Here is a 19,967-nt window from a genome sequence, read left to right as displayed (position 1 = left end):
GCGTTCTTCGAGTGGCGCGGGCTCAGCCGCCGATCGACACGTTCGTCGTGGTGACCGGCTCGTCGTAGATCGCCGCGATCTCGTCGGCGAAGTCACTCATGATGACGTTGCGTTTGATCGACAGCTTCGGCGTGAGGTGCCCGGATGCCTCGGTCCACTCGGACTCGAGGATCGTGAACTTGCGGATGGACTCGGCGCGCGACACCCGCGTGTTCGCCGCGTCGACGGCCCGCTGGATCTCGGCGTGCACGGCTTCGTTCTTCGACGCGTCGGCGAGCGACATGTCGGTGGGGAGGCCGTTGTTCCCGAGCCACGTGGGCAGCATCTCGGAGTCCAGCGTGACGAGAGCCGAGATGAAGGGGCGCTGGTCGCCGACGACGACGACCTGTCCGATGATCGGGTTGGCGCGGATCGGATCCTCGAGCGCGGCGGGGGCGACGTTCTTGCCACCCGCGGTCACGATGATCTCCTTCTTGCGCCCGGTGATCGTCAGGAAGCCCTCGGAGTCGAAGCTGCCGATGTCTCCGGTGCGGAACCACCCGCCCTCGCTGAACGCCTCTGCGGTCGCTTCGGGGTTGTTCCAGTACTCCTTGAAGACGTTGACGCCGCGGACTTCGATCTCTCCGTCGTCGGCGAGGCGCACGCCCACGCCGGGCAGGGCCGGTCCGACCGTGCCGATCTTCGATTTGTCCGCGAGGTTCACGGTCGCGGGAGCCGTGGTCTCGGTGAGACCGTACCCCTCGAGGATGACGACGCCGAGGCTGTGGAAGAAGTGCCCCAGGCGCGAGCCGAGGGGAGCGGAACCCGAGACGGCGTACGCGACGTTGCCGCCCATCGCCTCGCGCAGCTTGCTGTAGACGAGCTTGTTGAACAGCGCGAACTTCAGCTTCATGCCGAACGGGATCTTCGTGCCCGCCTCGACGAGCTTGGAGTGCTCGATCGCTACGTCGGCCGCCGCGCGGAAGATCTTGCCCTTGCCGCCCGCCTCGGCCTTCTGCTCGGCCGAGTTGTAGACCTTCTCGAACACGCGGGGGACCGCGAGGAGGAAGGTCGGCTTGAACGAACCGAGGGCGGGAAGCAGCTGGCGGGTGTCGGGCTGATGTCCGGTGCGCACGCCGGCGTGGATGTCGAGGATCGAGATGAACCGCGCGAAGACGTGCGCGGTCGTGATGAACAGCAGCGTCGATGCGCCGGGCGTCTGCACGACGGCGTCGAGCGCCTTGGCGGAGTTGCGCGACAGCTCGACGAAGTTGCTGTGCGTGAGGACACAGCCCTTCGGGCGGCCGGTGGATCCGGACGTGTAGATGAGGGTCGCGATGTCGGAGCCGACGGCGATCTTGCGGCGCCGCTCGATCTCGGCGTCCTCGACGCCGGCGCCCTTGGCGGTGAGTGCGTCGATCGCCCCCAGGTGCAGCTGCCAGACCTCGCGGATGAGGGGAAGATCTCCACGGATCTCATCGACGCGGGAGAAGTGCTCGGCGGATTCGAGGATCAGCGCGATGGCGCCGGAGTCTTCCATGATCCACTGGATCTGCGAGGGCGAGCTCGTTTCGTAGATCGGCACCATGACGGCGCCTGCGTAGAACAGGGCGAAGTCGACGAGTGTCCACTCGTAGGTGGTGCGTGCGAGGAATCCGACCTTCTCGCCGGGCTGGATGCCGCTGGCGACGAGTCCCTTCGCCAGCGCCACGACCGCGGTCTGGAAGTCGGCGGCGGAGATGTCGCGCCATCCGTCGCGGTCGGGCACGGAGAACAGTGCTCGATCAGGGGTGGCCTGGACGCGCGCGGCCAGGAGGTCGGCGACGTTCGCGTCAGGGTCGGCGGGGACGATCGCGGGGACTTCAAACTGGACCACGGCAGCTCCTTCGGTACCGGTCGGGCACGGGTTCCCCCGAGTCTAGGGCATGATACCCAGTCGCACACCAGGTGATACTCGGTCGCGAGATGGTCGATCGTTCATGCGAAGTTCGGGGCATGACGCGCACGCGGCGCTAGACTCACCACGATGTTCTACTGGCTGATGAAGTACGTGGTGATCGGCCCCGTGGTCAAGGCGATATTCCGCCCCTGGATCGTGGGGCGCAACAACGTGCCCGCGAGCGGTGCGGCGATCCTGGCCAGCAACCACCTCTCGTTCGCCGACTCGATCTTCCTCCCGCTGGTCATCGACCGGTCGATGTCGTTCCTCGCCAAGAGCGACTACTTCACCGGACGCGGCCTGAAGGGGCGGGCGACGAAGTTCTTCATGAAGGCGACCGGGCAGATCCCCATCGACCGCTCCGGCGGCAAAGCATCCGAGGCGTCCCTCAATACCGGACTGCAGGTGCTCGGCGGAGGAGACCTCCTCGGCATCTACCCCGAGGGCACCCGCAGTCCCGACGGGCGCCTCTACCGTGGGCGCACGGGCATCGCGCGCATGGCGCTCGAGGCGAAGGTGCCGGTCATCCCCGTGATCATGGTCGACACCGACACGGCCATGCCCATCGGGCACAAGGTGCCGCGCATCGTCCGGGTGGGAATCGTCATCGGTGAGCCTCTCGACTTCTCCCGGTATGCAGGCATGGAGAACGACCGCTACATCCTGCGATCGGTCACCGACGAGATCATGGTCGCGCTCCAGCGGCTGGGCGAGCAGCGGTACGACGACGTCTACGCGTCGACCGTGAAGGACCGGATTCCCCCGCGCGTCACACGCGGCTCCTGACGCCGAGCGCGTCGTTCGCGCCCACTAGGCTGGGGGGATGCTCCCGCACGATATCGACGCCCTGGACGCGTGGCGCTCGCTCCCGATCAAGCAGCAGCCTCACTGGCCCGACGCCGAGCGCGTCGCCGAGGTCTCGCGGCAGATCGGCGCGATGCCGCCGCTCGTTTTCGCCGGTGAGGTCGACAACCTCCGTGACCGTCTCGCCCGTGCCGCTTCCGGTCGCGCGTTCCTGCTGCAGGGCGGTGACTGCGCCGAGACCTTCGCCGGTGCGACGGCCGACCAGATCCGCAACCGCATCAAGACGGTGCTGCAGATGGCCGTCGTGCTCACGTATGGCGCATCCATGCCGATCGTGAAGATGGGGCGCATGGCCGGGCAATTCGCCAAGCCGCGCTCGAGCGACTCCGAGACGCGTGGCGACGTCACGCTGCCCGCCTACCGAGGCGACATCGTCAACGGCTACGACTTCACCGAGGCTTCCCGTCAGGCCGATCCCGGGCGCCTGCTGCAGGGGTACCACACCGCCGCTTCCACACTGAACCTCATCCGTGCCTTCACGCAGGGTGGGTTCGCGGATCTGCGCGAGGTGCACTCCTGGAACAAGGGCTTCGCCCAGAACCCGGCCAATCAGCGCTACGAGCGTATGGCAGCCGAGATCGATCGGGCCATCAACTTCATGGAGGCGGCGGGCGCTGACTTCGACGAGCTCAAGCGCGTCGAGTTCTTCACCGGCCACGAAGGCCTGTTGATGGACTACGAGCGTCCGATGACGCGCATCGACTCGCGCACTGACCAGCCGTACAACACCTCGGCGCACTTCCTGTGGATCGGGGAGCGCACGCGCGACCTCGACGGCGCGCACGTCGACTACTTCTCGAAGATCCGCAACCCCATCGGCGTCAAGCTCGGACCGACCACGACGCCCGAGACGGCTCTCGAGCTGATCGACAAGCTCGACCCGAACCGTGAGCCCGGTCGCCTGACCTTCATCACCCGTATGGGTGCCGGCAAGATCCGCGACGCACTGCCCCCGCTGCTCGAGGCGGTCCGTGATTCGGGCGCCACGCCGCTCTGGGTCACCGACCCGATGCACGGCAACGGCATCACCACGCCTACCGGCTACAAGACGCGTCGCTTCGACGATGTCGTCGACGAGGTGCGCGGCTTCTTCGAGGCCCACCGCGCTGTGGGAACGTTCCCGGGCGGGATCCACGTCGAGCTGACGGGTGACGACGTCACCGAGTGCCTCGGCGGCTCCGAGCACATCGACGAGGCCGCTCTGGCGACCCGTTACGAGAGCCTCTGCGACCCGCGTCTGAACCACATGCAGTCTCTCGAGCTGGCCTTCCTGGTCGCCGAGGAGCTGGAGAAGCGCTGACCGCTCCTGCGCAGTATGCGCAGCACCGCACGAAGAAGACCGCACCCCGGGGATGACCCGGAGGTGCGGTCTTCTTCATGTGCGGCGCGGCGTGCACTGCGGCCGTATTGTGCGCCCGTGTTGTGCGGCCGAGGATGCTCGGCCCGCGCGAGGATCAGCCGGAGAGCTGGATCGAGAGGTTGACCGTGCCGCCGCGGGGGAGCGACTTGTCGGTGCCCGGGTTCTGTCCCGTCACCTTCGCCATCTCCGCGAACCCTGGCAGATCGCCCCAGGCCGCGTATGCGGCTTTGAAGCCGTTCTCGTCGAGGATCCGCTTGGCCTCGTTCAACGTCTTGCCGGAGACATCCGGGACGGGGAACAGCTCAGGACCCTTCGAGACGATCAGCTGCACGTCGTCGCCCGGTCGCCAGTTGCCCTCTTCAGCGCGATCGGCGACACCGATCACCTCGTCTTTGGCGACGTCGGAGCTGAACACGTACTGGGGCTCTGCCGTGACGGTGAGTCCCTTGTCGGTGAGCGTGGTCGTGGCCTGGTCGACCGACATGCCCGACACGTCGGGGAAGGCGCCGGCCGAGACGTAGAGTTCGGCGCTGTCGTCTTCGAAGACGTCGCATCCCTCGCCGCAGACGTAGACCTCGCCCCCGTTCCGAGGCGTGATGTATGCGTTGATGACGACGCCCTCCGGCGCGTCGGAGAAGAGGAGGACGGGCGCGTCGGCCACATTGACCTGCACCCCGTCGAGGTACTCGCGTGCGTCGCTCTCGGAACGGCCGTTCAACGGCTCGAGGGTGTGGCTGGCCGGTCCTGCGGAGACGATCACCATCACCGCCGCACCCTTGTCGAGGCGCTGCCCTTCACCGGGATCGGTCTCGATCACGGTGCCCGCCTCGATGTCGATCGAGAACTGGTCCTGCTGTTGCGGCACGAACCCATCGGCGACGAGCGTGTCCGCCGCCTCCTGATAGCTCAGGCCCGCCACGCCGGGAACTGCGACCAGGGACCCGGGTCCGGAGCCGAACCACCAGCCCACGCCGCCGGCGAGAACCGCGAGCAGCAGGACGAGGGTGAGCAGGAACGCCCCGCGGGCACGTCGCCGCGATGCGCGGCGACGCAGGATCGTCGCATTGTCGATGGCCTGCGGCACGGGTGCGGTCGGATCGGCGAGCGCCATCGTGGTCGGCATCACCTTGGTGAGGTCGCCGGAATCCGCCGCCGCGCGCATCGGGGGTGTCGCCGAGGCTGCGGCGGGGGAGACGCCGAGCGAGCGCTCGATCTCGCGCAGCCGGTCGAGCATCTGCTGCGCGTCGTCGGGTCGCTCGTCGGGGGACTTCTCGGTGGCCCAGAGCACGAGTTCATCGAGTTGCTCGGGCACGGCGGGGTTTCGCGCGCTCGGCCGGGGGACGGATTCCGTCGCGTGCTGGAAGGCGATCTGCATCGGCTGCTCGCCCTTGTAGGGCTGCTCGCCGACGAGCATCTCGTAGAGCATGATGCCGAGCGCGTAGATGTCGCTGCGGGCATCGGCGGTGCCGCGTGTCACGAGTTCGGGCGCGAGGTAGGCGATGGTGCCGAGGAGCTGCTGCCCCGTGGCGGTGTTCGCGGTGGTGGCGCGTGCGAGACCGAAGTCGCCGATCTTGATGCGACCGTCTTCGGCCAGCAGCACGTTCTCCGGCTTGACGTCGCGGTGCACGATGTCCGCCCGGTGCGCCGCCGAGAGACCGGAGAGCGCGGCATCCATGATCGTGATGGTCTGCGGGATCGTGAGCCGCTTCTGCTCGCGCAGCAGCTCGCGCAGCGTGATTCCCGGCAGGTACTCCATGACCAGGTAGGCGAGCTCGCCGTCCTGGCCCTGGTCGAACACGTTGACGACGTGCGGATCGGCCAGTCGTGCCGCGGATCGGGCTTCCTGGATGAACCGGCTCTGGAACGCGGAGTCGTCGCTGAGATGCGCGTGCATGACCTTGAGCGCGATGCGTCGCTCGAGGCGCAGGTCGGTCGCGACGTAGACCGTCGCCATGCCGCCGCGGGCGATGCGCGCACGCACGCGATAGCGACCGTCGACAAGCCGCCCGATGAGGGGGTCGGCTTGCTGATTGGACGTCACGTCAGAATTCTATGGAGAACTGCCTGAAAGCCTCGGGAACGCCTCACCTCTGGGGCGCAACCGGTTTTCAGAAAAGCCGTCACTGGGTGAGCCCGAGCCAGCGGTACGCGGCGGATTCCCACTGCCCGTAGCGGTCGGGATAGGCCGAGATCTGCACGGCTTGCGCCGCGTCGGTGAAGGGCATGGTCTCCCAGCCGGGGATGTCGAGGAGTCCGCGCGTGGTCGAACCGTTCGGGTCGCTCGGACCTCCGTAGAAGACGCGCGCGCTGCGCTCGGCGTCCTGCACCTGCGCGGGAGTGCCCCATCCCGTGCTCGGGCGCTGCTGGAACAGGCCGAGGGAATCGCGGTCGCCCCAGTCGAGGTTGCGCAGCCCGGACTCGACCATTCCCGTCGCGAGGGCGATCGCGATGCCCCGGTCGGAGACGCCCAGTTCGCGGCCGATCCTGATGATCAGGGCGGCGTTCGCGTTCTGCTCGGCGGAGAGATCGGCGGACTGCTGCCCGACGGGAGGCACGACCGCCGCCGCGGCGGCGGGTGGAGTTCCGGTCAGGGCGAGGTTCTGCCCGGGGTAGATGATGGATGCCCGGTCGAGGCCGTTCGCCGCGAGGAGGGCGTCGAGTGTCGAGCCGTGCCGCTGCGCGATGCCGAAGAGCGTGTCTCCGGCGACCACGGTGTAGGTGGACGTCGGCGCGGATGCCGTTGCCGGTGGGGGTGGCGTCGCCGAGGGAGCGGCGGCAGGGGCGACGGCGGATGCTCCCGGGATCGTGAGCGTCTGCCCCGGGTAGATGATCGAACTGCGATCGAGCCCGTTGGCGCCGAGGAGGGAGTCCAGCGAGACGCCGTGCGTCTGCGCGAGGGCGAACAGCGTGTCGCCCGCGGAGATCGTGTAGGTGCCGGTGGATGCTGCGGGAGCGGGAGGAGCGACGCTCGCCGGGCCGGAGAGCGTGAGCGTCTGCCCGGGCTGGATCACCGACTGCGCGGTGAGTCCGTTCCAGGCGAGTACGTCGGCGGTGCGGAGGCCGAAGCGCCCCGCGATCGCCGAGACGGTGTCGCCGGCGACGACGGTGTAGGTCGCCGGTGCGACCTGCTGCGGGGCGACGCGGTTCGACGCGGACGACAGGCGATCCAGAGGCGCGGTGGTGGCGACGACGTCAGCCCCTGCGGCAGCCGGGGCCAGCGTACCGGCCAGGGCGCCGAGCACGGCGGCCGGCAGTCCCAGAGATGCGTATCGCAGGCGACGCGCGGATGTTCTCGGTGTCACGATGTGCCTCCTTCGAGCCCTGCCACGCTGACACGGATGTAAACGGAAGTCAACAGAAGTGACGCAAGTGACTGATGTGAAAGGAGTGCTGAAATGCGCCGTCCCGCCGGAGATGAGATAGTGGGCTTCGTGTCTGAGAACGTTGCTGCGACCCCTGCCCTCGAGTGGCTGACCATGCCTGATCTTGTCGAGGCGCTCGATGAGCCGCTCGGAAAGGTCCGCCGACTGATCGACGAGCACTACCTCGTCGGATCCCGCCGCACCGGCGTGTTCGCCGTGCCCGCGATGTTCATCGTCGATGGCAGCCCGCTGAGTTCGCTCCGCGGAACGATCATCGTGCTGCAGGATGCCGGATTCAGCGATGACGAGGTCATCGACTGGCTGCTCGCCGAAGAGGAGTCGATGGGCCGTTCGCCGATCGCCGCGCTTCTCGCCGGCCACAAGGGCGAGGTCCGCCGCATCGCGCGCACCCTGGCCTGACCGGCCTGGCGGTCAGGCCGAGCGAACCGTCGCCGCGCGGGCCAGATCGCGCAGGTCGCCCACTGCGGCATTGTCGAGCCGCGCACCGGAGAGAGACCGGTCTGCTTCGTGCGCGTAGTCCGCGATCATGCGTTCCACGCGGTCGAGTGCTCCGGTGTCGACGATGGTCGCCTGCAGGAATGAGACCTGTTCGGCGCTGAGCTCGTCGTCGCCGAGCATCTCGTCGAGAACCGTGCGCGCGGAGACGTCGAGCTTCTCGCGCGTCAAGGCGATCAGAACCGTCCGCTTTCCTTCGCGGAGGTCGTCTCCTGCGGGCTTGCCGGTGACCGACTCGTCGCCGAAGACTCCCAAGACGTCGTCGCGCAGTTGGAAGGCCATGCCGATCGGATGCCCGAATGCGCGGAGCGCCGAGAGCTGGGCGGCGTCGGCGCCGGCGAGGGTCGCGCCGAGGATGAGGGGCTGCTCGATGCTGTACCGCGCCGACTTCAACGAGACCACACGCAGAGCGCGCTCTGCGTGGCTGCCGATGTCGTTGACCCGCCAGGCCGACTCTTCGGCGATGTCGAGGAACTGGCCGACGGTGACGTCGCGGCGCATGCGGGCGTATTCGGTGCGGACGCCGTGGGCGCACGGGTGCTCGATCAGCCCCGACTCGAGCAGGTCGTCGCTCCACGCGACCAGCAGGTCGCCGAGGAGAACGGCGGCCGAGCGTCCGAATTGCTCGGCATCACCGGCCCAGAGCGCCGATCGGTGGGAACTCTCCAGCGCTCGGTGGGCGGAGGGCCGGCCGCGACGCGTGTCGGAGTTGTCGATGATGTCGTCGTGCACGAGGGCGGCCGACTGGAAGATCTCCAGGGCCGCGCAGAGGTCCCAGAGGGCGGAGTCCTCCGTGGCACGGCGATCGTCGACGCGGGCGATCGCCTGCCAGCCGGCGTGGCAGAACCGCGCGCGCAGCCGCTTGCCACCGACCAGCGTGTCGATCGCGGCCTGCATGAGGGCAGCGGCATCCGGTCCGTACTCCGCGGACTCGTGCTGCATTCGTGCGACGAAGAGTTCGAGACGGGCGGTGACGGCTTCGGTAACGAGCGCGGGGGAGGGCACGACTCCCAGCATACGTAAAGCAAGGAGTGGGCGAACGGCTAGCCTCCGACCGCTGCGCGCGCGTAGAATGGAACGCACGATACCCGAGGGGGACGAAATGCCACTCTCCGAACAGGAGCAGCGTCTGCTCGACGAGATGGAACGCCATCTCCTCCACAACGACGCAGACGTCGTGAGTGCGCCTTCGGGCGACCGCGCTTTGAGCTATCGGAACCTCGTCTACGGCGCACTCCTCGTGCTCGCCGGTGTCGGGGGACTGATCGCCGGGGTGATCCTCGGCGATGTCTGGGGAATCGTCGTGGGTGTCGTCGGGTTCGCCGCGATGCTCGCGGGCGTCATGCTCGCCGTCACCCCGGTGCGACGTACGACGCCCCTCGTCGAGGCCGAGCGACCTGCCGCCAAGCGCCAGGATTCGGCGTCGTTCATGGATCGAATGAACGATCGTTGGGATCGCCGGCACGACGCCAGCTGACCACCAGTACTTCCCAGGCCCGGATGCTTTGAGCATCCGGGCCTTTTTCATGCCCTTTCCGGGGTGAGGAGCCGCTGACGCGCGCGCGGTCCTCCACTTGTCCTCCACCTGCCCTCCACCACTCTCCACCGCGGAATCATGCGGTTCTTGAGATGTGCTGGGGCCTGCGCGCTGATATCCATGCAGAGATTTCGTAGGAATGTGGAGGGAAGTGGAGTAAAGTGGGGCGCACCTCGAGTTGGCCGGACGGAGAGGGGGTGATGGCTGATGTTGCTGGGGACGCATTCTCCGAAGCTGGACGACAAAGGAAGGGTCATCCTTCCCGCGAAGTTCCGCGAAGACCTGGGTGGCGGCATCGTCGTCACACGTGGTCAAGAGCGCTGCCTCTATGTCTTCAGCACGGCCGAGTTCGAGGCGATGCACGACCGGATCCGTCAGGCCCCGCTCGCGAACAAGCAGGCGCGTGACTTCATGCGACTGTTCCTCTCCGGTGCCAGTGCGGAGATGCCAGACAGCCAGAACCGCATCACCATCCCGACCCACCTGCGTCAGTACGCGGGCCTGCAGAAAGAGCTCATCGTCACCGGAGTCGGCGCACACGCCGAGATCTGGGATGCCGAGAGCTGGAACACCTACCTCGCTGCCGGCGAGGAGTCCTACGCCGATTTGGAGCAGGAGGTGATCCCGGGCCTCTTCTGACCACGGCTGTGATGCCCCGCCGCTCCCGCCCCGACACACTTCCCCGGTGCCGGGTCGCGAAGCGGAGGGGGATCAGAGCCGAAGGTCACCCGAGAAAGATCATGAACCTCCGAGACATTCACACCCCAGTCCTGCTCGAACGCTGCATCGAGCTGCTCGCTCCGGCCCTCCAGGCCGACGGAGCGGTGCTCGTCGACGCGACCCTCGGCATGGGGGGCCACGCCGAGGCGTTCCTCGAGCGTTTCGACAACATCCGCCTCATCGGTCTCGACCGCGACACGGATGCGCTGCGCATCGCGGGTCAGCGGCTCGAGCGGTTCGCCGATCGGATCACCCTGGTGCACACCGTGTACGACGAGATCGGTCTGCACGCACAGGGCGCATCCGGAATCCTCTTCGACCTCGGGGTCTCCTCTCTGCAGCTCGACGAGGCGGATCGTGGATTCGCCTACTCGAAGGATGCCCCGCTCGACATGCGGATGGACCAGACCAGGGGGACCACCGCCGCCGACGTCATCGCGACGTACAGCGAAGGCAACCTCCGTCGCATCTTCGAGCGTTACGGCGAGGAGAAGCTCGCCGGACGCTACGCCCGGTTCATCATCGAGGCTCGCCAGAAGAAGCCGATCACGCGATCCGCCGAGCTGGTCGAGATCCTTCAGGCGGCGACGCCCGCCGCAGCGCAGCGCGCCGGTCACCCTGCGAAGCGGGTGTTCCAGGCACTGCGCATCGAGGTGAACGCCGAGCTCAACGTACTCGCCGACGCCATCCCGCCCGCCATGGACGCCCTCGGGGTCGGCGGACGCATCGTGGTGATGTCGTACCAGTCGCTCGAAGACCGCCTCGTGAAGCAGGCGTTCGCCGCGGCCTCCGCATCGACGGCCCCCCGGGGCCTTCCCGTCGAGCTGCCGGAGCACGCACCGCGCTTCCGCATTCTGACCAAGGGCGCCGAGCTCGCGAGCGACGAGGAGCGTGCGCGCAACCCGCGGGCGATCCCGGTTCGACTGCGTGCGGCCGAGAAGCTCCGGGAGTCCGCATGAGTGCACCAGCCGCCGCCGTCCGCAAGCCGGTACGGCCGGTCTCACCGGTCACCGCTCCGACGCGCCGCCTGCAGCCGGTCACCCAGCCCGCCGTCCGTCGCAAGCCGAAGCTCGCCTACGCTCTGATCGCGTTCGCGGGAGCGATGCTCATCGGCGGATTGCAGATCGCTCTGTCGCTGGCCATCACCCAGGACTCGTACACGCTCGCGGGACTCACCTCCCAGCAGCGCGATCTCAGTCTCCGCACGCACGCCCTGCAGGAGGAGCTCACCGGCCTCGGCTCGCCGCAGGTGCTCGCGAGCAGCGCAGCCGGTCTCGGCATGGTCGTCGCCGGATCCCCCTCGTACCTCCGCCTCAGCGATGGGGCGGTCTTCGGCACGGGAGCGGGAGCCGATTGGAACTCCACCGTCGATCCGAACGGCGCGGGCGCGGTCAGCAACGCCGTGGTCGTGCCGCCTCCGGTCGAGGATGCGGCCGCCGGTGACCAGATGGCGGTCGACGACGCCGCGACCGACACCGCCCAGGACCTGCCTCCCGCCATCACCGACGGGCTTCCCAGCCCGACCACGCACTGAACGAAACGACCTGACGGAGAGATCCCATGACGACACGCGCCACACGCGGACCGCGGCGACGCACAGTCGTCGCCCTCGCCGTGATCCTCGCCGTTCTGGGGGCCTTCGTCGTCCGCCTCGTCGACATCCAGGTCGTGAGCGCGAACGAGCACGTCTCCGACTCGCAGGGCTACCTCGGTCACGGTGAGACGATCTCGGGTCAGCGTGGCACGATCGTCGACTCCGGAGGCTCGGTCCTCGCCTCCAGCGTCCTCGTCTACGACGCCGAGCTGTCGCCCCAGGTGATCATGCTCCTCGAAGACAAGGAGCCGACGCTGCCCTGGGCGGAAGCGTCCGAGAAGATCGCGGCGATCACCGGGCAGACCGGGGACGAGGTTCGCGCGCTGGTCTCTGACGCCCTGGCCATCAACCCCGACAGCCAATACGTGAAGCTGAAGACGTCGCTGAGCACCGATCAGTACATGGAACTCGAAGACCTCGGTCTTCCCTACCTCCACATGCCATCGCGCGAGACCCGCGTCTATCCGAACGGCGCCGTCGCCGGCAACATCGTCGGATTCCTCGACGGGAGCGGTGAGGCCCAGGCCGGCATCGAGAAGATGGACAGCTCCTGCCTCGCCCCGGTCGATGGCGAGGAGACCTATCGCAAGGGCAAGAACGGCGTCGTCATCCCCGGAAGCGAACGCACCGTCGATGCCGTCAACGGCGGAACCGTGCAGCTCACCATCAACAGCGACCTGAACTGGTACCTCCAGCAGATGATCGCCGAAGAGGCGCAGGCGCAGGGTGCCAAGGGCGGCACGGTAACCGTCGTCGAGGTCAAGACCGGCAAGATCCGTGCGGCGGCCGAATGGCCCGCGCTCGATCCCAACAATCTCGAGGGGGCTACGCCCGCCTCATGGGGAAGCCAGATCTTCCACCGCGACTTCGAGCCCGGGTCGACCTTCAAGGCCATCACCGCCGCGGCCGTGATGGAAGGGGCGGGCGTCACTCCGCTCACCACCGTGAGCGCCGCCTCGAAGGAGACGTTCCCGAACGGTGCCGTCATCAACGACGCCTTCACGCACCCGGCCTACAACTACACGCTCGCCGGCGGTCTGATCGACTCGTCGAACGTCGCGCTGTCGAAGTTCGGCACGATGGTCGCCCCTGAGGTGCGCTACGACTACCTGCAGCGATTCGGCGTGGGGGAGGACACCATCGGGTTCCCGACCGAGGTCTCCGGCATCCTGCACCCCGTGAGCGAGTGGGACAGCCAGTCGCTGTACACGACGACATTCGGCCAGTACTTCACGGTGACGGCCGCTCAGGTCGCCGGTGCGTACCAGGCGATCGCGAACGGCGGCGAGAAGATCGACCTCTCACTGGTCGAGTCCTGCACGAAGGCCGATGGCACCGTCGCGACACCCGACGAGCCGAAGCACGAGCAGATCATCACCGAGCAGACCGCATCGGATCTCACCCGCATGCTCGAGAACGTCGCCGTGCAGGGCGGGAACGCCGAGCGGATCCAGGTTCCCGGCTACCGCGTGACCAGCAAGACCGGTACCGCCCAGGTGCCCGACGGCAACGGCGGCTACAAGGCCGGGGTGTACTTCACCAGCATGGTGGGCTTCGCCCCGGTCGATGACCCGCAGTACGTCGTCGTCGTCACCCTCGACGAGCCGACTAAGGTTGTATCGTCCGCTGCAACCGCATCCGCCTTCCAAAAGGCGATGACGCAGGTGATGAAGACCTATCGCGTGATGCCGTCCTCCGTTCCGATGGACGAGTTGCTGCCCAAGTTCGAATAGCCGGCGAGAGCCGCGCCTGGAGATGTCATGATCGCCCTGTCGCTCGCTGAGATCGCCGAAGCTGTCGGCGGTGAGCTGCGCCTTTCCGGATCCGATTCGGCCGAGACCGTCGTCGACGGTGTCGTCGACACGGATTCCCGCATGATGGCCGCAGGTTCCGTCTTCGTCGCAAAGCCCGGAGCCGAGACCGACGGGCATCGCTTCGTCGGCGCCGCCGCGAAGGCGGGCGCCCGGCTGGCCATCGTCGAGCACGTCGTCGACGAGCCCGTGAGCCAGATCGTCGTGACGGATGCTGTCGCCGCGCTCGCCGATCTCGCGCGTGAGGTCGTGCGCCGTGTGCGCGAACGCGGCGATCTGCGCATCGTCGGCATCACCGGCTCGAACGGCAAGACGACGACCAAGAACTTCCTCGCACGCATCCTCTCCGACGAGGGCGAGACGGTCGCGCCGATCAACTCCTACAACAACGAAGTCGGCGCCCCGGTGACGATGCTCCGGGTGACCGAGAGCACGCGTTTCCTCGTCAGCGAATTCGGCGCGGCAGCCCCCGGGAGTATCGCGAGGCTCGCGGGTCTCGTCGAACCGGATGTCGCCGTCGTCCTGATGGTGGGTCTCGCCCATGCGGGCGGCTTCGGTGGCATCGAGGAGACGGCGAAGGCCAAGTCGGAACTCGTGGCCGCCGCCCGGGCCTCCGGCACCGCGGTGCTCGGAGTCGACGATGCCCGCGTCGCAGCGATGCGCGAGCTGGCGCAGTCGCGGGGCATGCACGTCGTGGGCTTCGGTCAGAGCGCTGCTGCCGATGTGCGCGCGCACGACATCGAGGTGACGGCATCCGGCACCCGCTGCGTGATCGAGTCGGACGGCGAGAGAATCCCTCTCGATCTCCGTGTGCTGGGCGCCCACCACGTGACGAACGCCCTGGCCGCGATCGCGGCCGCGCGCGTGCTCGGCGTCTCGCTCGCCGACGCGGTCGCGCGCCTCGAAACCGTCGAGATCGCCGAGCGCTGGCGGATGCAGTCGATGGGCAACGACCGCGTGCGCATCATCAACGACGCGTACAACGCCAGCCCCGACTCGATGGCGGCCGCTCTGCGCACGCTCGCCCAGATCACCGGGCCCGATGAGCGCACCGTCGCGGTGCTCGGTGCGATGAGCGAGCTCGGCGAGAGTGCCGGCGAGGAGCACGACCGCATCGGTCTGCTCGCGGTGCGGTTGAACATCCGCCGCATCGTCGTCGTCGGACCGGAGGCGCGACGTCTCTATCTGTCGGCCGTCGGCGAGGGGTCGTGGGACAGCGAGGCCGTGCATCTGCCCGACCAGGAAGCCGCCTTCGAGTACCTGCGCACCGAGCTGCGCGACGGAGATCGCGTGCTCGTCAAGTCATCAAACTCCGTGGGCCTCCGGCATCTCGGCGATCGTCTGGGAGAATTGTTCTCGTGAGGTCCCTCATCATGGCGGCGGCGATATCGCTCGCCTTCACCCTTTTCCTTACTCCCGTCTTCCTCCGGCTCTTCCGGAAGTGGGGCTGGGGGCAGGTCATCCGCACCCCGGAGGCGCTCGAGAACCCGAGCCACGAGGCCAAGCGCGGCACGCCCACGATGGGCGGAGTGATCTTCATCCTCGGCACGATCGTCGGGTACTTCACCGGCGTCTACGTCGGCGGAGGCGTCCCGGCGGCATCGGCGCTCCTGGTGATCTGGCTCATGGTCGGTTTCGGCGCGGTCGGCTTCATCGACGACTACATGAAGGTGCGCAGCCAGCGCAGTCTCGGACTCTCGGGGTGGCGCAAGGTCATCGGCCAGCTGATCGTCATCGTGCCGTTCGGCATCGTCGCCCTCAACTTCCCCAACAACTTCGATCAGACACCCGCGAGCGGCTCGATCTCGCTGTTCCGCGACATCACCTGGCTGAACCTCTTCGCCTTCGGTGTCGTGCTCGGCTGGGCCCTGTACCTCGCGTGGATCGCCGTGATCGGCGTGGCCACGTCGAACAGCGTGAACCTCACCGACGGTCTCGACGGGCTGGCCGCGGGCGCCGGTGTGATCGTGGTGGGCGCATACAGCCTGATCGCCTTCTGGCAGTTCAAGCAGTCGTGCATCCGCGGCGACGTCGACGCGCTCAGCGCCTGTTATGAGGTGCGAGACCCGTTCAACCTGGCCATCATCGCGGCATCGTTCGCCGCCGGCCTCATCGGATTCCTCTGGTGGAACGCGCCGAAGGCAAAGGTCTTCATGGGAGATGTCGGGTCGATGGCGATCGGCGGTGTCATCACGGCACTCGCGATCCTCACGCGCACCGAACTGCTGCTGCTCGTGATCGCCGGAGTCTTCGTGCTCTCGTCGGGATCGGTGATCCTGCAGCGCGGCTACTTCAAGATCACCCGGGGCAAGCGCCTGTTCCTGATGAGCCCCTTCCACCACCATCTCGAGATGCGCGGATGGTCGGAGGTCACGATCGTCGTGCGCATGTGGATCATCGCCGGTCTGCTCGCGGTCTCGGCGGTGGGACTCTTCTACGTCGAGTGGCTGACCCGTGTCGACTGACGAACGTCTGAGCGCACTCACCAGCTGGACGTCCGATTGGCGGGGACTGCGCGTCGCCGTGCTCGGACTGTCGATGACCGGATTCTCGGTCGCCGACACGCTGACGGAGCTGGGCGCGGACGTACTCGTCCTCAGCGAGTCCGCCGACGAGGAGTACGCGCGGTTGCTGCCGGTGATCGGCGCGCGCCTCGAGCTGGGGTCGCTCGCAGCGGTCCCGGAGGCCCTCACGGACTTCGCTCCCGAGGTCGTCATCGCATCTCCCGGCTTCTCGCCGTCGCATCCTGTGATCCGTTGGGCGCAGGATGCGGGGATCGAGATCTGGGGCGACATCGAACTCGCCTGGCGCGTGCGCGACAAGGTCACGCGTGACGACGGCACCCCGGCCGACTGGGTGCTCATCACCGGCACCAACGGCAAGACCACCACGACGCAGATGACGGCATCGCTGCTCGTCGCCGGTGGACTGCGCGCCGCACCGTGCGGCAACATCGGCGTTCCGGTGCTCGATGCCGTGCGCGATCCCGCCGGCTTCGACGTCCTCGTCGTCGAGTTCTCGAGCCACCAGCTCTGGTACCTCGGGCTGTCCCGGCCCGAGGGGCAGCTCTTCCCGCACGCCGCGGTCTGTCTGAACCTCGCCGACGATCACCTCGTCTGGCACGGCAGTGCGGCCGCGTACCGCGATGCCAAGGCTCTCGTGTACCGCAACACCCGGGTGGCGTGCGTCTACAACAAGGCCGACGAAGAGACACGGCGCATGGTGGAAGACGCCGAGGTCGTTGTCGGAGCCAGGGCGATCGGATTCGATCTCGGAGTCCCCGGACCCAGCGACCTGGGTGTGGTCGAGGGCCTGCTCGTCGATCGGGCGTTCCTCGACGATCGGGCGCGGAGCGCGCTGGAACTCACCACCATCGCAGACCTCGAACGCGTCGGACTGGCCGCCCCGCACATGGTGCAGAACATCCTCGCCGCGAGCGCTCTGGCCCGCTCGCTGGGCGTCGAACCCGAGGCGATCCATGCAGCCCTGCAGGGCTTCACGCTCGACGCCCACCGCATCCAGGTCATCGCCCGCCACGAGGGCATCACCTGGATCGACGATTCCAAGGCGACGAACCCGCACGCCGCGGCATCCTCCCTGCGGGCGTATCCCGGATCGGTCTGGGTCGTCGGGGGAGACCTGAAGGGCGTCGACATCGCCGACCTCGTCGCAGACGTCGGCGGTACGGCCCGTGCGGCCGTCGTCATCGGGGTCGAGCGGGATGTCGTCGTGACGGCATTCCGACGACACGCGCCGACGGTGCCGGTGTTCGAGGTGGATGCTGGCGACACTGGAGAAGTCATGAATCGTGTCGTGGAGATCGCGGCGGGGATCGTCGACGGCGAGGGCACGGTTCTGCTGGCTCCCGCAGCCGCCTCCTTCGACCAGTTCTCCAGTTATGCGGATCGCGGACATCGCTTCGCCGAGGCGGTGCAGGACTGGATCGAGCGGGGGAATGCCGATGACTCAGGTGGCACGCCCTCCACGTTCTGAGTCCGGCGGCCTCTCGGCCAGGGTCTCGCTCGGACACCGGTTCACGCCGGTGTCGACCGAGTTCCTCCTGATCGCGTCGACCGCGCTGCTCCTCACGATCTTCGGTCTCGTCATGGTCCTGTCCGCGACGAGCGCGACCGCGGTCGCCAGCGGGGCGAACCCGATGAGCGCCGCGCTGCGACAGGGAGTATTCGCGCTCCTCGGTGTCCCGCTGATGTTCCTGATCAGCAGACTTCCGGTGCGCTTCCTCAAGAAGCTGGCATGGCCGGCGCTGTTCGGGGCCGTCGCGCTGCAGATGCTCGTCTTCACGCCGCTCGGCGTCGCCGACGGCGGAAACCGCAACTGGATCCAGATCGCCGGATTCCAGATGCAGCCCTCCGAATTCCTCAAGCTCGCCCTCGCGCTCTGGATCGGCTTCGTCCTGCTGCGCAAGCAGGCCATGCTCGGCACGTGGCACCACGTGTTCATCCCCGTCGTGCCGGTGGGCGCGCTCGCGATCGGCACGGTCCTCGCCGGAAAGGACCTCGGCACCGCCATGGTGCTCGTGCTGATCCTCTTGGGATGCCTCTTCTTCTCCGGGGTGAAGCTCCGGTTGTTCATCATCCCGGTGATCCTCGGTGTCGCGGCCGTGCTCGCCTACGCACTCTCGAGCGCCGACCGCATGCGACGCATCACCGCCAACTGCGACGACATGGCGCTTTACAACACCGACTGCTACCAGTCGATCCACGGCATCTGGGGCATGGCCAACGGTGGCATCTTCGGCCTCGGCCTCGGCAATTCGCAGGAGAAGTACGGGTGGCTGCCCGCCCCGGGCAACGACTTCATCTTCGCCATCGTCGGCGAGGAGCTGGGGCTCATCGGATGCATCGTTGTGCTGGCCCTCTTCACGTTCTTCACGGTGGGCGCCTTCCACATCATCCGCAAGACCGACGACCCGTTCATCCGTGTCGCGGCCGGAGGCATCACGGTGTGGATCGTCGGTCAGGCCGTCCTCAACGTCGGCGTCGTGGTCGGCCTCTTCCCGGTCATGGGCGTGCCGCTGCCGTTCATGTCCCAGGGCGGAACGGCGCTGCTGGCCGTGCTCCTGGCGTGCGGCGTGCTCCTCGCCTTCGCCCGCACTCTTCCCGCCACCGAGAGCGATGCCGGCACCCGCCGATCCTCCGCGCGACGGACTCCCCAGGCAGGGCGGGGTAGGGTCACCAAGTGACCTCGTACCTCCTCGCCGGCGGTGGCACCGCCGGCCATGTGAACCCCCTGCTCGCCGTCGCCGACGGTCTTCTCGAACGCGACCCGAAGGCCACCGTCCTCGTACTCGGCACGGCGGAGGGGCTGGAATCCCGTCTGGTGCCCGCGCGGGGCTATGAGCTGCTCATCGTCGACAAGGTCCCCTTCCCTCGGCGGCCCAACCGTCAGGCCCTGGCGTTTCCGCAGCGCTTCCGTCGCGCCATCTCCCAGGTGCGCGCGCACATCCGCGCCCACCGCATCGATGTCGTGGTCGGGTTCGGGGGATACGCCTCCGCGCCGGCCTACGTGGCCGCTCGCCGCGAGGGCATCCCCTTCGTGGTGCACGAGGCCAACGCCAAGCCCGGTCTCGCCAATGTCCTCGGCGCGCGTCGCGCCGCCGGGGTGGGCGTGGCGTTCGAGGGCACGCCGCTCCGCGGTGGCGAGGTCGTCGGCATGCCGCTGCGCCGTGAGGTCATCGCGCTCGATCGTGTCGCCGCGCGAGACGAGGCGGCCGCGCACTTCGGACTCGATGCCGCTCGTCCCGTCCTGCTCGTCTTCGGCGGTTCTCTCGGCGCGCAGAGACTCAACGAAGCACTCGCCGACTCGTGGCAGGACATCCTCGCCGCCGACTGGCAGCTGCTGCACGTGACCGGCGAACGCAGCGACCTCGCCGACCCCGGTGCCGACGGATACGCCCTGCGTCGCTACGTGGACCGGATGGATCTCGCGTTCGCTCTCGCCGACCTCATCGTGTCGCGGTCGGGGTCGGCGACCGTCAGCGAGATCAGCGCTCTGGGAATCCCCGCGCTCTACATCCCGTATTCGGTGGGCAACGGCGAGCAACGCCTCAACGCGGCATCCGCCGTGTCGGCCGGTGCGGCAGAGCTCCTCGACGACGCGACCTTCGACGGCGACGCGGTGCGTCGCATCGTCGTACCTCTTCTCTCCGACCGCGCGCGGATCGCGCGCATGGCGGAGGCCGCGCAGGCGGTCGGGACACGCAACGGCACCGAGAACGTGATCGCGCTCGTAGACCGCGCTCTGAACGCCTCGAACTAGACTGAG

The 19,967-nt window shown here is 67.8% G+C and carries 17 protein-coding genes; 13 read left to right on the top strand and 4 right to left on the bottom strand.

What is annotated here, in order from left to right; genetic code table 11:
• Nucleotides 1–22: 22 nt before the first annotated feature.
• A complete protein-coding gene (locus ACIOSY_RS12640) occupies nucleotides 23–1,855 on the bottom strand; it encodes an AMP-dependent synthetase/ligase (RefSeq protein WP_400853701.1) in 1,833 nt (610 codons plus the stop codon).
• Nucleotides 1,856–2,005: 150 nt separating this feature from the next.
• Here ACIOSY_RS12640 and ACIOSY_RS12635 point away from each other — a divergent pair, with 150 nt between their 5' ends.
• Both ACIOSY_RS12635 and ACIOSY_RS12630 read left to right on the top strand, forming a co-directional pair.
• Nucleotides 2,006–2,704 carry a lysophospholipid acyltransferase family protein gene (locus tag ACIOSY_RS12635; RefSeq protein ID WP_400853699.1) on the top strand — a complete coding sequence of 233 codons (699 nt, stop codon included), beginning with the start codon at nucleotides 2,006–2,008 and terminating at the stop codon, nucleotides 2,702–2,704.
• Nucleotides 2,705–2,741: 37 nt separating this feature from the next.
• Nucleotides 2,742–4,082, top strand: coding sequence for a class II 3-deoxy-7-phosphoheptulonate synthase (locus ACIOSY_RS12630; RefSeq protein WP_400853697.1), 1,341 nt, complete (start codon nucleotides 2,742–2,744; stop codon nucleotides 4,080–4,082).
• 154 nt (nucleotides 4,083–4,236) lie between these two features.
• Here ACIOSY_RS12630 and pknB read toward each other — a convergent pair whose 3' ends face one another.
• Both pknB and ACIOSY_RS12620 read right to left on the bottom strand, forming a co-directional pair.
• Nucleotides 4,237–6,183, bottom strand: coding sequence for a Stk1 family PASTA domain-containing Ser/Thr kinase (gene pknB, locus ACIOSY_RS12625; RefSeq protein WP_400853695.1), 1,947 nt, complete (start codon nucleotides 6,181–6,183; stop codon nucleotides 4,237–4,239).
• A 79-nt stretch (nucleotides 6,184–6,262) separates the two neighbouring features.
• Nucleotides 6,263–7,444, bottom strand: coding sequence for a LysM peptidoglycan-binding domain-containing protein (locus ACIOSY_RS12620; RefSeq protein WP_400853693.1), 1,182 nt, complete (start codon nucleotides 7,442–7,444; stop codon nucleotides 6,263–6,265).
• Between the two features lie 120 nt (nucleotides 7,445–7,564).
• Between ACIOSY_RS12620 and ACIOSY_RS12615 the strand changes: the two genes are divergently transcribed.
• Nucleotides 7,565–7,924 carry an Rv2175c family DNA-binding protein gene (locus tag ACIOSY_RS12615; RefSeq protein ID WP_400853849.1) on the top strand — a complete coding sequence of 120 codons (360 nt, stop codon included), beginning with the start codon at nucleotides 7,565–7,567 and terminating at the stop codon, nucleotides 7,922–7,924.
• Nucleotides 7,925–7,936: 12 nt separating this feature from the next.
• On the opposite strand, the gene ACIOSY_RS12610 is transcribed toward ACIOSY_RS12615, so the two are convergent.
• Complete coding sequence (locus ACIOSY_RS12610; RefSeq protein WP_400853691.1) at nucleotides 7,937–9,037, bottom strand: polyprenyl synthetase family protein; 1,101 nt, start codon at nucleotides 9,035–9,037, stop codon at nucleotides 7,937–7,939.
• An 85-nt stretch (nucleotides 9,038–9,122) separates the two neighbouring features.
• Here ACIOSY_RS12610 and ACIOSY_RS12605 point away from each other — a divergent pair, with 85 nt between their 5' ends.
• The 10 genes from ACIOSY_RS12605 (at nucleotide 9,123) to ACIOSY_RS12560 (ending at nucleotide 19,961) form a co-directional block, all read left to right on the top strand.
• Nucleotides 9,123–9,497, top strand: coding sequence for a DUF3040 domain-containing protein (locus ACIOSY_RS12605; protein WP_400853689.1), 375 nt, complete (start codon nucleotides 9,123–9,125; stop codon nucleotides 9,495–9,497).
• A 267-nt stretch (nucleotides 9,498–9,764) separates the two neighbouring features.
• Nucleotides 9,765–10,196, top strand: a complete 432-nt coding sequence (gene mraZ, locus ACIOSY_RS12600; RefSeq protein ID WP_400853687.1) for a division/cell wall cluster transcriptional repressor MraZ — start codon at nucleotides 9,765–9,767, stop codon at nucleotides 10,194–10,196.
• 101 nt (nucleotides 10,197–10,297) lie between these two features.
• Complete coding sequence (gene rsmH / locus ACIOSY_RS12595; RefSeq protein WP_400853685.1) at nucleotides 10,298–11,236, top strand: 16S rRNA (cytosine(1402)-N(4))-methyltransferase RsmH; 939 nt, start codon at nucleotides 10,298–10,300, stop codon at nucleotides 11,234–11,236.
• Entirely contained in the window at nucleotides 11,233–11,811 is a 579-nt protein-coding gene (locus ACIOSY_RS12590) for a hypothetical protein (RefSeq protein WP_400853683.1), read from the top strand. The genes rsmH and ACIOSY_RS12590 overlap by 4 nt, the downstream gene beginning before the upstream one ends.
• 26 nt (nucleotides 11,812–11,837) lie before the next feature.
• The gene (locus ACIOSY_RS12585; protein ID WP_400853681.1) at nucleotides 11,838–13,604 is read left to right on the top strand and encodes a peptidoglycan D,D-transpeptidase FtsI family protein; all 1,767 of its coding nucleotides are present in this window, start codon (nucleotides 11,838–11,840) and stop codon (nucleotides 13,602–13,604) included.
• Nucleotides 13,605–13,631: 27 nt separating this feature from the next.
• Entirely contained in the window at nucleotides 13,632–15,044 is a 1,413-nt protein-coding gene (murF, locus tag ACIOSY_RS12580) for a UDP-N-acetylmuramoyl-tripeptide--D-alanyl-D-alanine ligase (protein ID WP_400853679.1), read from the top strand.
• Nucleotides 15,041–16,147: a phospho-N-acetylmuramoyl-pentapeptide-transferase gene (gene mraY, locus ACIOSY_RS12575; protein WP_400853677.1), complete on the top strand. Its 1,107-nt coding sequence runs from the start codon at nucleotides 15,041–15,043 to the stop codon at nucleotides 16,145–16,147. The genes murF and mraY overlap by 4 nt, the downstream gene beginning before the upstream one ends.
• Nucleotides 16,137–17,675, top strand: a complete 1,539-nt coding sequence (gene murD / locus ACIOSY_RS12570) for a UDP-N-acetylmuramoyl-L-alanine--D-glutamate ligase (protein ID WP_400853675.1) — start codon at nucleotides 16,137–16,139, stop codon at nucleotides 17,673–17,675. Before mraY ends, murD begins: the two co-directional genes overlap by 11 nt.
• Nucleotides 17,644–18,885 carry a putative lipid II flippase FtsW gene (gene ftsW, locus ACIOSY_RS12565; RefSeq protein WP_400853673.1) on the top strand — a complete coding sequence of 414 codons (1,242 nt, stop codon included), beginning with the start codon at nucleotides 17,644–17,646 and terminating at the stop codon, nucleotides 18,883–18,885. Before murD ends, ftsW begins: the two co-directional genes overlap by 32 nt.
• Nucleotides 18,882–19,961: a UDP-N-acetylglucosamine--N-acetylmuramyl-(pentapeptide) pyrophosphoryl-undecaprenol N-acetylglucosamine transferase gene (locus tag ACIOSY_RS12560; protein WP_400853671.1), complete on the top strand. Its 1,080-nt coding sequence runs from the start codon at nucleotides 18,882–18,884 to the stop codon at nucleotides 19,959–19,961. Before ftsW ends, ACIOSY_RS12560 begins: the two co-directional genes overlap by 4 nt.
• Nucleotides 19,962–19,967 lie beyond the last annotated feature (6 nt).

This window comes from Microbacterium sp. NPDC087665, assembly GCF_044743285.1.
Taxonomy (GTDB): domain Bacteria; phylum Actinomycetota; class Actinomycetes; order Actinomycetales; family Microbacteriaceae; genus Microbacterium.
Note: the sequence above shows the minus strand (reverse complement) of the source record. Positions and strands in the feature narration are given on the sequence as shown.